This is a genomic window from Glutamicibacter sp. FBE19, from assembly GCF_015524875.1.
Taxonomy (GTDB): domain Bacteria; phylum Actinomycetota; class Actinomycetes; order Actinomycetales; family Micrococcaceae; genus Glutamicibacter; species Glutamicibacter halophytocola.
Window position 1 is genome coordinate 474,288 of record NZ_JACKQN010000001.1, and the last position, 13,258, is coordinate 487,545.

General features: G+C 64.2%; 9 protein-coding genes. 4 read left to right on the top strand and 5 right to left on the bottom strand.

Annotated features, from left to right (window positions below):
- Positions 1 to 47 precede the first annotated feature (47 nt).
- Together H6F58_RS02165 and H6F58_RS02170 are read left to right on the top strand one after the other, a co-directional pair.
- A complete protein-coding gene (locus H6F58_RS02165) occupies positions 48 to 4,661 on the top strand; it encodes an alpha-L-arabinofuranosidase C-terminal domain-containing protein (RefSeq protein WP_244652267.1) in 4,614 nt (1,537 codons plus the stop codon).
- Positions 4,662 to 4,774: 113 nt separating this feature from the next.
- Positions 4,775 to 5,566: an enoyl-CoA hydratase/isomerase family protein gene (locus tag H6F58_RS02170; RefSeq protein WP_195180997.1), complete on the top strand. Its 792-nt coding sequence runs from the start codon at positions 4,775 to 4,777 to the stop codon at positions 5,564 to 5,566.
- Here the strand turns inward: H6F58_RS02170 and H6F58_RS02175 are convergent.
- Positions 5,553 to 7,100, bottom strand: a complete 1,548-nt coding sequence (locus H6F58_RS02175) for a long-chain fatty acid--CoA ligase (protein WP_195180998.1) — start codon at positions 7,098 to 7,100, stop codon at positions 5,553 to 5,555. The genes H6F58_RS02170 and H6F58_RS02175 overlap by 14 nt on opposite strands.
- Before the next feature lie 191 nt (positions 7,101 to 7,291).
- On the opposite strand from H6F58_RS02175, the gene H6F58_RS02180 reads away from it, so the two are divergent.
- On the top strand, positions 7,292 to 8,071 hold the full coding sequence (locus H6F58_RS02180; protein ID WP_146276482.1) for a VOC family protein: 780 nt from the start codon (positions 7,292 to 7,294) through the stop codon (positions 8,069 to 8,071).
- 154 nt (positions 8,072 to 8,225) lie between these two features.
- Entirely contained in the window at positions 8,226 to 9,659 is a 1,434-nt protein-coding gene (locus H6F58_RS02185) for a polysaccharide lyase family 1 protein (protein ID WP_348536358.1), read from the top strand.
- Between the two features lie 53 nt (positions 9,660 to 9,712).
- Here H6F58_RS02185 and H6F58_RS02190 read toward each other — a convergent pair whose 3' ends face one another.
- Genes H6F58_RS02190 through H6F58_RS02205 form a run of 4 tightly spaced genes read right to left on the bottom strand, consistent with a single transcriptional unit; the run spans position 9,713 to position 13,228 of the window.
- Positions 9,713 to 10,762 (bottom strand): LLM class flavin-dependent oxidoreductase, encoded by a 1,050-nt coding sequence (locus H6F58_RS02190; RefSeq protein WP_060702739.1) that lies wholly within the window; start codon positions 10,760 to 10,762, stop codon positions 9,713 to 9,715.
- Positions 10,763 to 10,795: 33 nt separating this feature from the next.
- Positions 10,796 to 10,984 (bottom strand): tautomerase family protein, encoded by a 189-nt coding sequence (locus tag H6F58_RS02195; RefSeq protein ID WP_060702738.1) that lies wholly within the window; start codon positions 10,982 to 10,984, stop codon positions 10,796 to 10,798.
- Between the two features lie 10 nt (positions 10,985 to 10,994).
- A complete protein-coding gene (locus H6F58_RS02200; RefSeq protein WP_146276478.1) occupies positions 10,995 to 12,479 on the bottom strand; it encodes an aldehyde dehydrogenase in 1,485 nt (494 codons plus the stop codon).
- A complete protein-coding gene (locus H6F58_RS02205) occupies positions 12,476 to 13,228 on the bottom strand; it encodes an alpha/beta hydrolase (protein ID WP_195181000.1) in 753 nt (250 codons plus the stop codon). Before H6F58_RS02205 ends, H6F58_RS02200 begins: the two co-directional genes overlap by 4 nt.
- Between the last annotated feature and the right edge of the window lie 30 nt (positions 13,229 to 13,258).

Here is a 13,258-nt window from a genome sequence, read left to right on the forward strand (position 1 = left end):
TCACGACGTTAGCACGTCGAACTACCTCATGGAGGTTCAAGTAAGTGATGCATCCTCGTAAACGATGGGCCGTGCCACTGGCGCTGCTCGTTTCACTATCAATCCCCGCCTCGGCTCTAGCCGCGGTTCCACAACTGGCTAGGCCGAGCTTGCCTTTTGCCACCTCAGATGCAGATGAATCAGCTGCTGATTACGAGGCCTACGTCTTCCCGTATTTCACTGGTGAAAGCACCGACGACGGAGAGAAAATCCACCTGGCTGTCTCGCAGGGCAATGATCCCAACAGCTGGTATACCCTCAATGACGGCGAACCCGTCTTGGAATCGACACTGGGAACCAAGGGCCTGCGCGACCCCTTCCTGATCCGTTCCCAAGACGGATCCAAGTACTATCTGCTGGCCACGGACTTGAAGATGTACGGCGGCGGCAGCTTCGGCGACGCGCAGGAAACCGGAAGCCATTCGCTGATGATCTGGGAGTCCTCGGATCTGATCAACTGGTCGGAGCAGCGAGAAGTGGAGCTGGCTCCGGAGAACTCCGGCAATTTGTGGGCTCCGGAGGCGCATTGGGACGAGGCTACCGGCCAGTACATCGTCTACTGGGCCTCGGCGCTCTATCCCTATGATGTTCCCGCTGACCAGCGCGATATCACGGACTCCTATCAGCGCATGATGTACTCGACCACCACCGATTTCGTCGACTTCTCCGAACCCAAGGTGTGGATCGACGAACGCCAAGGCCCGGGACTCGGGATGATCGACTCCACCGTCGCCGAGGTGGGCGATACCTACTACCGCCTGACCAAAGACGAGGGCGACATGAGCGTGCGCATGGAATCCTCCCCGGAGCTGCTGCGCACCCAGGGGGTGAGCGAAGGCGATGGATGGGAGATGATTGCGGAGCAAATCGGTGTCGGCCAGCCGAACCCGTGGGGCGGAACATTCACCTCGGGCGAGGGGCCGACCATGTTCCCCTCGCTGACCGATGACAGCTGGTACCTGATGATCGACCAGCCCTCCTATCATGGTGGCAACGGCTACATGGTATTTGAATCCGAGGATCTGGCCGGAGGGGACTGGACCAGTGTTCCCGACGCGAAATTGCCCACCAGCCCGCGCCACGGAACGGTCCTGCCAATCACCGCCGAGGAGCAACAGGCACTGATCGCCGCCTACCCGCCCGGCGAGGAGCCCGAACCGCCAGGGCCCGTCGTCCCGGGCCCTGACCCTCAGCTTCCGGAAGGCACTTTCCGCGAGGAATTCGACGGGGCCGAGCTCGATGACAGGTTCTCCATCATCAACGAGCAAGCAGGCGCATGGCAGCTGAAGGACTCCGCGCTGACCCTGACCTCCCAGCGAGGAGACACCTGGCAGGACTCGAACGACGCCAAGAACCTGTTCATGGTCGATGTCCCCGCGGGCGACTTCTCGGTGGCAACCCACCTCACCTCTCCGGTATCCAAGGACTTCCAAGGCGCGGGGCTCCTGGCTTGGAAAGACTTCGACAACTACGTGCGTGCAGGCCTGGCGCATGTCTCCAGCGCTCCGGGCGGTCCGGTCGTAATTGAAAGCGCCGCCGAATCGGCGGGAAGCTATGCGTCCCAGTTCACCGCGCGTCCCGGATCAACCACCGAGTGGCTGCGTCTGGACCGCAAGGGCAAGGAAATCACCGTTTCCTACGGCGATGCAGAAGGCAATTGGGCGAAAGCCGCAAGCTTCAGCGTGGATTGGAATGCCACCAAGGTCGGCTTGTATGCGCTCGCCGCCCAAGACGGCACCGGCCATTCGGCCACCTTCGACAGCTTCTGGCTCAACGAAGCAGGTCCGGCGGACCTGGTCCCGGAAGGACCGTTCACCTTGGAGCCCGCCAAGGAGCTGGGTTTTCTGGCGGCCGATAAGAAGCAGCGGCTGGAGCTGAGCACGACCAGGCCCAGCACGGCACTGCGATTCACTGCTGCCGAGGCTGCAGATACCGGCCCCGATGGCCAGCATCCACTGGTCTTGTCAGCCCAGGCCGGCAACGTGGACGTGAAAAAGGGAAAACTGCAACTGACCAAGGATGCTGGCACTGCATGGCGGCTGGTTGATGCAGGTGGCGGAAAAAGCCTCCTGCGCCTGGCAGGGGCGTCCGATGACGCCGCAGCGTGGGTGGTGCGCCATAAGAATGGTTCTCTGCGCTTGGGGTCAAAAGCCGATGCCGTGAGCTTTGCCCTCGGCTCTGGCGAGCTGGGGCAGCAGGAACTGTCCATCGATGGCGACGCCACCGCGCATGAGATCAGCGACACGATGTACGGCGCCTTCTACGAAGATATCAATTACGCTGCTGACGGCGGGCTCTACGCAGAAATGGTGCGCAACCGCTCCTTCGAGTTCAGCGCGGCCGACAACAAGGACTTCACTGCGTTGACCGGATGGGAAACGGTAGGCAATGCCGGCATCCACGTTCGTTCCGAGCGCGATCAGTGGCTCAACGACTCCAATCGCGCCTATCTTGAGCTGGAGGCCCAAGCACCGGGCGATGGAATACGAAATCTCTCCTACAACGAGGGCCTTGCCCTGGACAAGAGAGCAAAGTACGACTTCAGCGTCTTCGCGCGCTCGCCAGAAGCCAAGGAAATCGATGTCAAGCTCACAGATGCCACGGGTTCCAAGGTTTATGGCGTCGCCACCATCGCTGTGGACGGCAGCGACCAATGGAAGAAGTACACCGCCACGATCAAGGCCAAGGACACTGTAGCTGCTGGCCGGCTGGCACTGTCGGCTGCTGCGGCTGGATCGGTGAAGCTGGATATGATTTCGCTGTTCCCGCAGGAGACCTGGGTGGGCCCGGTGAATGGAAAATCCGTGCTGCGCAAGGATCTGGCAGAAAAAGTGGCCGACTTGAATCCAAGCTTCCTGCGTTTCCCGGGAGGCTGCGTGACCAACGTCGGAACCTTCGACACGTACTTGGAATCAGATGGCCAGGACCGCCAGCGAACATTCCAATGGAAGGAAACCATTGGCGCAGTGGAAGAACGCCCGACCAACTGGAACTTCTGGGGCTACAACCAGTCCTATGGCATTGGCTACCTGGAATATCTGAAATGGGCCGAGGACCTGGGGGCCACCCCGCTGCCGGTAGTCTCCGTCGGAGCCAACGGTTGCGGTTCTAAAATTCCCGAAATGACTGATCAGGAGCGCATCGACCGCTGGGTGCAGGACACCTTGGACCTGATCGAATTCGCCAACGGAGGCACCGACACCACATGGGGAGCCAAGCGCGCGGAACTGGGCCATAGCGAGCCATTCAACTTGGAATACATCGGTTTGGGCAACGAGGAGGTCACCAAGACCTTTGAAGCGAATTTCCCGAAGTTCCGCGACGCCATTGCCGCTGAATATCCCGGCATCACGATCATTTCCAATAGCGGGCCGGATGACACCGGAACCCGATTTGACGAACTGTGGAAGTTCAACAAGGACCAAGGCGTGGATATGGTCGATGAGCACTATTACAACGACCCGTCGTGGTTCCTGGGCAACGACGAGCGCTACGACTCCTACGACCGCAGCGGCCCGGAAGTGTTCCTTGGCGAGTATGCCTCGCGAGGCAACACCTTCGCCAACGCCCTCTCGGAAGCTGCCTACATGACCGGCCTTGAACGCAACTCGGACGTGGTCAAGCTTGCCTCCTACGCACCGATGTTCGCCAACGAGGACTATGTGCAATGGGCCCCGGACATGATGTGGTTCGACAACGACCAGTCGTGGGGCTCAGCGAACTACTACAACCAGAAGCTGTGGATGAACAACGTGGGCGATCAGGTGGTGCCTTCCGAACTCAGCGGCAACAGTTCCACCGCGGCTGATCTGGCGGGAGGCGTTTTCCTGAGCAGCTGGCAGACGAAAACCGCATACGACAATGTGAAAGTCACCGATAACAGCTCCGGCCAGGAGCTGTTCAGCGACGACTTCTCCGACGATTCCAACTGGGAGGCCCAACGAGGCAACTGGAAGATCAAGGACGGCCGCTATGTGCAGTCGGATACCGGGATCGAAGACGCCCGTACCCTGGTCAGTGGAGCCTATGACAAGGACTGGAAGAACTACACGGTTGAACTGACCGCCCGCAAGGACGCTGGCAAGGAAGGCTTCCTGATCGGCTTTGCCGCCGGGGCGGCGGACAAGTTCTACTGGTGGAACCTCGGAGGCTGGGGCAACACCCGATCGGTGCTTGAACGGGCCGATTCGGCACGCCAAGGCGAGGTGGCGGCAGGTCCAAATCTCAGTTTGGAAACCGGCAAGGACTACCAGGTGAAGATCGTGGTCGATGGGAATACCATCAAGCTCTATCTGGATGGCGAGTTCCAATTCCAGTACACCGAGCCTGCCGCCAAGCCGCTCTACCAGGTGGTGACGCGGGACAGCGCCACCGGCGAGCTGATCGTCAAGCTGGTGAACCCGACCGCCATGGCATCGCAGACGAAGATCTCCGTGGATGGCGTCAAGATCGGTTCCACGGCCAGGGCCACTGAACTGGTAGCTGCCCCTGAAGCGCAGAACACCAAGGAGGATCCGACCAATGTGGTGCCCAGAAAGTTCAAAGTCAAGGCCGGCAGCACGGGCCTTGACTACGAGGTTCCGGCCCACTCGGTCACTTTCCTGAGGCTGGAGGTGAAGTAACAGTCCAGCAAAGTCCGTGCGCCTGCCCCGTACCAGCGATAGATTGCTGGTACGGGGCAGGTGCCTTTTCACCCTGTGCCGATCAAACTGCAGTTCTGGGCAGGGAGGCAATTATGGCTCGCGAAGCGAAAGTCCTGGTGGGCATCGAGGATTCAACCGCCACCGTCCTGCTGGATAATCCCGGACAATATAACGCGCTGACCAAGGACATGTGCCTGCAGCTGGTGGGGGCCTTCGCCACTCTGGCGGCCGATCCCGCGGTGCGCGCCATCGTCTTGCGCGGAGCGGATTCCAGCTTCTGCTCGGGCATCGCCATCGACCAGATGGACCGGGTGCTCTTCGACTGCGACGAACAGGGGGCGCTGATCAACCACTTCGATCTGGTGGACCGCAGCATCCTGGCCTGCGGCAAAACCACCATCGCGGTGGTGGAGGGCAATTGCTATGGCGGAGGGTGGCAACTGGCCTCGGCCTGCGACATCCAGCTGGCCAGCGACCAGGTGCGCCTGGCGATCACCCCGGCCAAGATCGGGCTGCTCTTCCCGCGCCCTGGCATTGAGCGGCTGGTGCGCACAGTGGGGGAGCACCGCGCCAAATACCTGCTGTTTTCCGGTGCCCGGCTGCCGTCCGATCAGATCGGCAGCTGGAACCTGTTCACCCGCATGGTGCCGCAGGCCGAACTCGAAACCCAGCTGGCGCAGCTGCTGGCCCAGCTGCACGCCAACTCGCCCTACTCGATCGAGCGCACCAAGGAAGCCATCGCGCTGGCGGTCGCTGGCGAGGGAAGCGATAGCTGGTGGGACTCCGTGTGGGAGGAGAATGCGCAGAACCGGGACCTGGCCGAGGGGCGCGCGGCCTTTGCGGCGCACCGCGCCCCCGACTTCCGGCCGGCTACCCGTTCTTGAACTGCGCGATCAGTTCGCGCTTGAGGATCTTGCCCGACGGCCCGAGCGGGAACTGGTCGACGATCTGGATATGCCGCGGGTACTTGTAGGCGGCCATCTGCTCCTGGGCCCATGCGCCCAGCTGCTCGGGGCTCAGCGAGGAACCGGCCTTGAGCGTCACCGACGCGGCAATCTCCTGGCCATGCTTCTCATGCGGCACCCCGTAGACCGCCGCATTGGAAACCTCCGGGTGGCTGGTGAGCACCTCTTCGATTTCGCGTGGGTACACGTTATAGCCATTGCGCAGGATCATGTCCTTGGTGCGATCAAGGATGCGCAGGTAGTCATCCTCGTCCTTGGTGCCCAGATCCCCGGTGCGGAACCAGCCATCCACCACGGCCTGCGCCGTGGCGTCGGGGCGGTTGAGGTAGCCGGAGAAGAGGTTGTGCCCGCGCACCACCAATTCGCCCAGTTCCCCGCGCGGCAGCAGGCGGATTTCATCGGGATAGGCCGGATCGGCGATCTCCACATCCACGCCCCACACCGGGGTGCCGACGGTGCCGGGGCGGGGTTCGCGCCCCACATGGTTGAAGCAGGCCACCGGCGAGGTTTCGGTCAGCCCGTAGCCCTCGTAGATCCGCGAGCCGAAGCGCTGCTCGAAGGCGTCGAGCACCGATAGCGGCAGCGAGGCGCCGCCGGAGATCGCATAGCGCAGCTTCTCCGGCTTGCCTTCGCGCTGGGCACCGGCCTCCAGCAGCGCCACGTACATGGTCGGGACCCCGAAGAACACGTCGATGTCCGCATCCAGCACCAGGTCCAAGGCCGCTTCTGCGGTGAACTTGGGCAGCAGCATCACCTCGGCGCCAATGCGCAGGCCGGTGTTCAGCACGCAGGTCTGGCCGAAGGTGTGGAACAGCGGCAGCCCGCCAAAGAGCTTGTCGCCCTGGCGGATGTCCATGGTGTTCAGCAGCGTGGAGTGGGTTTGCTCGATCAGCGCCAGGTGCGTTCCCAGGGCGCCCTTGGGCTTGCCGGTGGTGCCTGAGGTATAGAGGATCGTGGCAATGTCCTCGGCTCGGCGTGGCAGGTAGGTGGTGATCGGGGTGGCTTGGGCGGCAAAGTCCTCGAGCCGGTTGCCGGCGCTGGCATCCGGGTCCATGACGGTCAGCAGCCGGACCCCGGAGTGCTGCGCGCCCTTGGCGCCTTCGCCCAGCAGCCCGGCGGCGCAGACCAGCAGCTTCGCTGCCGCGTCTTCGAGCACATAGGAGATTTCGCGGGCCTTGAGCAGCGCGTGGATTGGCACCACGGTGGCGCCCAGGGACAGGATGGCGTAGTAGGTCCGGGCGAAATCGGTGACGTTCGGGATGAGCACCGCGACCCGGTCGCCCTCGGATATGCCCTGCTCTTCCAGCGCCCCGGCGTAGGCCCTGGCCTGATCCCAGAGGTCGCGGTAGGTGGTGCTCTGCCCATTCATGGTGATGGCGTTCAAGCCGGGATAGCGAGTGGCGCCCTCGGCGAGGATTGCCGCCACCGAGAGGGTGAGATTGGATGTGCTCATTGACGTCTCCTCGACACCGTAGGGATAGGAGTATGCCCTGCATCACAAACAAGCGTAATGGAACCGCGATTCAAATCAAGATATCCGGTTTCGTAATAATCCCTATTTGTGCCCGGAATCCGTTGCTGATCTGCGGGGAACCGGAATAGACTCAGCCCATCGAGCTGGATTGAGCGCGGAATGGGGTAGCGATGCCGGGAGCCAGGGAACCGCGGGCCGAACCTTGCTGGGCGGATTTGCTCACCAGCGATCTGGGCAGTGCCGTCGAATTCTATTCACGCCTCTTCGGCTGGCGCTTTGACGATGGCCCTGAGGCCCGCGCTGAAGGCTACCTGCCGGCCTACCTCGATGACCAGCTGGTTTCCGGGCTGGTGCACAACGACCGGGACTCGGGTGCGCCCGATGTCTGGACCACCTATCTGAATGTGGCCGACGTCCACGCTGCCGCCTTCGCCGCGCGGCTGCATGGCGGCAAGATCCACCTCAAGCCGGTGGAGATCCCCGAGCAGGGGACGCTGGCGATGATCAGCGACCCCGAGGGCATTGGCGTTGGCCTGTTCCAGGCTTTTGACGCCGGCGACCTGCACTCCGCGAGGCGCCACGGCACCCGCATCTGGAGCGAGCTGCACACCAAGCATTTCGACGCGGTGGCGCGCTTCTATCGCGAGGCCCTGGGCTGGGAGCTGAGCACGGTTTCCGATTCACCCGAGTTCCGCTATTGCACCTTGGGGCAGGGCTCGGAGGCGCTGGCCGGAATCTATGACATTGCGGGCCAGGGCCCGGAAGCGCAGGCCGGATGGCGGACCTATTTTGCGGTCGACGACGCGGATGCAAGCGTGGCGCTCGCCGAGTTGCTGGGAGGCGCGGTCATCCGGGAGCCGCAGGATTCCTTCTTCGGGCGCATGGCCGTGCTGCATGATGCCACCGGCGCCGAGTTCTCGATCATCCAGCCGACGCGGCACCGGGCCTGAGCGCCCCGCAGTCGCGGGCTTCTGTCGCGTTCGCCATATATGAAACCGTTTGCAAATACAAGTGTTGAACTGCGCTGGGAGCTGCACCATAATTGGCTCGGAAAGCGATTTCCAATGGCGGGCATCGCTCTGATCTGACATGAAAGGGATCATCGTGTCATCAATTTCAAGGAAGCTCTCTGTACTCTCGAGCACGGTCGCCGCGCTGGCCCTGGCAGCAACGGGCGCGCAGGGCGCCGTCGCGCAGCCTGCGGAGCAAGCGGAAGCTAACGTTTTCATGACCACGGACCAAGCCCCAGGCTGGGCCTCGCAGAACGGCGGCACCAACGGCGGCGCCGGAGCCGATGCGCAGTCCACCTACACCGTGGCCAACCGCCAGGAGCTGATGGCGGCCCTGGAGAACCACGGGGAGCGCGACAAGCCGAAGATCATCTACGTTTCCGGGACCATCCAGGGCAACCAGGCCGCCGACGGCACCTTGCTCGGGGAGCAGGACTACGCGCCGGGCTACGACGTGGCCAAGTACCTGAGCTGCTTCGGCGAGGACGGGACCTGGAGCGACCAGAGCCACGAGTACTGCGGCCAGCAGCGCCGCGCCAGGGTCACCGGCAGCAATGCGCTCAAGCGCCAGTCGGAGATCTCCATTCCGAGCAACACGACCCTGGTGGGCCTGGGCGAGGATGCCGGCTTTGTCCAGTCCAACATCATGCTGCACCTGGCCCACAACGTCGTGCTGCGCAACCTGTCGCTGGAAGCCCCGGTCGACTACTTCTCCTCCTGGGATCCATGGGACGGCGAGGACGGCGCCTGGAACGCCCGCTTCGATGCGATCTCCTCGGTCACCTCCACCAATATCTGGGTGGACCACGTGACCCTGGGCGATGGCCGGTACCTTGACCGCGACGCGCCCATCGGCCCCAACGGCGCCCCGATGAACCGCCACGACGGCCTGTTCGACATGAAGGACGGCACCGACTTCGTCACGCTGAGCAATTCCCACCTGCTCAACCACGACAAGACCATGCTGATCGGCTCCGGGGATGACAACGCGGACACCGACGCCGGCCGGCTGCGCGTGAGCATCATCGGCAACTACTTCGAAGGCATCCAGGAACGCGCCCCGCGCGTGCGCTACGGCCAGGTGCACGTGGCCAACAACTACTTCCAGGGCCGGGTGAACGACCCGGACTCCCCGGTCACCAGCACCGCGGCCGGCGGCTACCACTACTTCCTGGGCCTGGGCTACCAGTCGCAGGTCTTCTCCGAGCGCAACGCCTTCGACTACACCGGCCCGGGGGCCGACGCCTCGGTAGCGGTCTACGTCTGGAACGCCAACAACTTCCACGACGAGGGATCCTGGTTCAACCAGCAGCCGGCCGACCTGGATGCGATCGCCGCCGGGCAGTACGAGCAGCGCGCAGCCCAGGCCAGCGGCGACCCGCTGCCTGACTGGGCGACAAAGGGCTTCAGCAACCAGCTTGACTGGACCCCGCCCTACGGCTTCACCGCGATGGATACCGCCAGCGGCGTGAAGCACCATGCCAAGACCGCCACCGGTGCCGGGGTGCTGGAGGTCGCCGCGCCATAGCCGGCGCAGCAAAAAGGGGCCCGCTTTAGCGCGGGCCCCCTTTGCTGTGCGGGTTAGTTCTTGGCGAAGTTCGGGACAACCTCGTCGATGAACAGCTGCAGCGAGCGCTTCTTCTCCTCGTGGCTCATGGAGTTGTCGTTCCAGAAGCTGTACTCGGTGACACCCAGGCCGGCGTAGTGGTGCAGGCGCTCAATGATCTCGGCCGGGGTGCCGATCATCGCGGTCTGGTGCAGCGATTCCGCGGCGAATTCCGGCCGGCCCTCGAACTTCTGTTCCGGGCTTGGCTCGAAGAAGCCGTCCACGGCCGGCGCCTTGTTGCCGAAGACCGCGTCGAAGGTGCGGTAGAACTTGGAGATGGCTTCGGCGGCCGGGCGCCAGGCCTCGGGCTGATCGGCACTGTGCACGTAGGTGTGGCGCAGCACCATGATGTCCGGGCGGTCGGTGCGTTCTGGATGGTTGGCGATGGCGGTCTCGTACTTGCGCATCAGGTCCTCGACCTCCTCATCGCCCTTCATCAGCGGGGTGACCATGACATGGCAGCCGTTGGCGACCGCGTAGTCGTGGGATTCCGGGCTGCGCGCGGCCACCCAGACCGGAAGCTTCTTCTGCACCGGCTTGGGCACGGAGGTGGAGGTCGGGAACTTCCAGACCTCGCCGTCGTGCGCGTAATCGCCTTCCCACAGCTTTTGCATGGCCGGGATCAGCTCCTGCATGGCCTTGCCGCCGTCGGTGGCCGGCATGCCGCCGGCCACGCGGTCGAATTCGAACTGGTAGGCGCCGCGGGCCACGCCCACCTCGGCGCGGCCGCCGGAAATCACATCCAGCAGGGCCAGCTCGCCGGCCGCGCGGATCGGGTTCCAGAACGGGGCGATGATGGTGCCCGAGCCCAGCCGAATGGTGGAAGTCTTGGCCGCCAGATAGGCCAGCTGCGCGATCGGGCTCGGCGAGGCGGTGTATTCCATGCTGTGGTGCTCGCCGATCCAGACGGTGCTGAAGCCGCCGGCTTCAGCCATCTGGGCCAGTTCGACCAGGTTCTGGAAATGCTCCTCGTGGCTCAGCGAATTATCGTAGCGTTCCATGTGGAGGAAGAGGGAAAAGCGCATGTCATGCTTCCTTCGTGGGTTAGGCGTTGCGGTTTAGCGGCGTTCGGCGATGGTTTGGTTGCCGCGGGACCAGTGCTCGTGCTCGACTTCGCGCACGATCACGGTGATGTTCTCGTCGGCGGCGTCGACGGTGTCCACCGCGGCCTGGTGCACCGCGGCGATGAAGCTGCGCAGCTGCTGTTCGCTGCGGCCCTTGGCGATGGAAATATCGATCAGTGGCATGGGTGGCTCCTTAGGCGCGCATGACGAAGGGGTCGGCGACCGGGGATTCGTCGGTGTTGATCCAGACCGACTTCAGCCGGGTGTACTCGTTCATCGACTCCAGGCCGTGCTCGATGCCCACCCCGGAGCTCTTGAAGCCCTGGCGCGGGGACATCGGGGACATCGCCCGGTAGGTGTTCACCCAGATTGTGCCCGCCTCCAGCCGGCGGGCCATGCGGTGGGCGCGGGCCAGGTTCTGTGTCCAGACGCCGGCGGCCAGCCCGTACTCGGTGTCGTTGGCCGCGGCCAGCAGCTCGTCTTCATGCTCGAAGGGCATGATCGCGGCCACCGGGCCGAAGATCTCCTCGCGCACCACGCGCATGTCGTTGGTGACGTCGGTGAGCACGGTGGGGGAGAAGAAATAGCCGGGCAGATCTAATCCGCCGGGCCGCGAGCCGCCAGCCAGCACGGTGGCGCCTTCCCCGGCGCCGATCTGGACATAGGAGGAGACCTTGGCCAGCTGATCGGCGAAGGCCAGCGGGCCCAGCTCGGTGGCCTCGGCCAGCGGGTCGCCGATGATGATGGACTTGGCGCGGTTGACGACCTTTTCCAGCAGTTCGTCGTAGACCGACTTGTGGGCGAAGACCCGGGAGCCGGCGATGCAGGTCTGGCCCGCGGCGGCATAGATGCCGGCCACCACGCCCATGGCGGCGTTGTCCACGTTGGCGTCGTCGAAGACGATATTCGGCGACTTCCCGCCCAGCTCCAGGGTGCAGCCGATGAAGCGGCTGGCGGCCTGCGCGGCGATGGAGGAGCCGGTGGCGGTGGACCCGGTGAAGGAGATCTTGGCCAGCAGCGGGTGGGCGACCAGCGCGGCGCCGGCCTCGGCGCCGAAGCCGGTGACCACGTTGATGACCCCGGCCGGGAAGCCTGCCTGGTCGGCCAGTTCGGCCAGCAGCAGAACGGTGCGCGAGGTGTACTCGCTGGGCTTGATGACCACGGTGTTGCCGGCGGCCAGGGCCGGGGCGATCTTGGAGATGGTCAGGGTCAGCGGCGAGTTCCACGGGGTGATGGCCCCGACCACGCCCAGTGCCTCGCGCTGGGTGTAGTTCAAGATGGCCGGGTTCATGCTCGGGATCTGCGAGCCCTGCACCTTGTCGGCCAGTCCGGCGTAGTAGTAGAGGTATTCGGGCAGGGTGGCCAGCTGGCCGCGCATCTCGCGCAGCAGCTTGCCGTTGTCCAGCGACTCGAAGCGGGCCAGCTGCTCGGCATTCTGCCCGACCAGATCGCCCAGCCGGCGCAGCAGGTGGCCGCGTGCGGTCGCGCTCAGCGAGCTCCAGGCGCGGGAGGTGAAGGCGCGGTGGGCGGCCTTGACGGCCCGATCCACGTCTTCGGCCGTGCCGCGGGCGGCCTCGTAGAGTTCTTCAAGGGTGGCCGGATTGGTGCTGGTGAAGAAACGATCTTCGCTGGGAGCAACGTGCTCGCCGTTGATGAAATGCAGGTAGCGCTCGCTCATGCCTGATTCCCTTCATTGTCGCTGAAAAATTTGTTCAATTCGCCGGCCAGTGCCACCGGATTCTCCACCGGGAGCATGTGCCTGGCCCCGGGGATGATGCGCAGCCGGCAGTCGGGGATGGACTCGGCGAGCCGGCGGGACATCTGCGGGGTGGATCCGGGATCCAGTTCCCCGGTGATGGCCAGGGCCGGCTGGATAATGCCGGACAACTCGCCTGCGATCTCGCGGTCGCTGCGGGCGAAGACCGCATAGGCATGCACATAGGATTCGACGTCATTGCCGGCCAGGGTCTGCCGCGTGGCCTCGATGATCCGCTGGTCCACCGCGGTTTCCCCTGCCGGGAACCAGCGCTGGATGGCGCGGTCGATGCCCTGGGCGAAGTCCGTGCCGGCGGTGGCCAGGCGCTGTTCCACGGCGGCGGCCTCGTCGGCGGTGCGCCGGCAGACCGAGTTGACCGCGGTCAGGGTGCGCACCCGGTGCGGAGCGAAGCGTGCCAGATGCTGGACGATCAGCGCGCCGAGCGAGAAGCCGACCAGGTGCACCGGGTCCCGGGTGTCCAGGCGCGCCAGCACATCGGCCGCCAGGCTCGCCAGGTCCTGCGCGGTGCGCAGGGGCGGCTGTCCGCCGTGCCCCGGAAGATCCAGGGCCACGGTCTGGTGCGACAGGTGCTCGCGCAGGGGCTGCCACATGGTGTGGTCCAGGCCCACTCCGTGCAGCAGGACTACCTGCGGGCGCTCGGTGCTTGTCATGGGTGCTTCGCTCCGTTTCGAGTGCTGCTG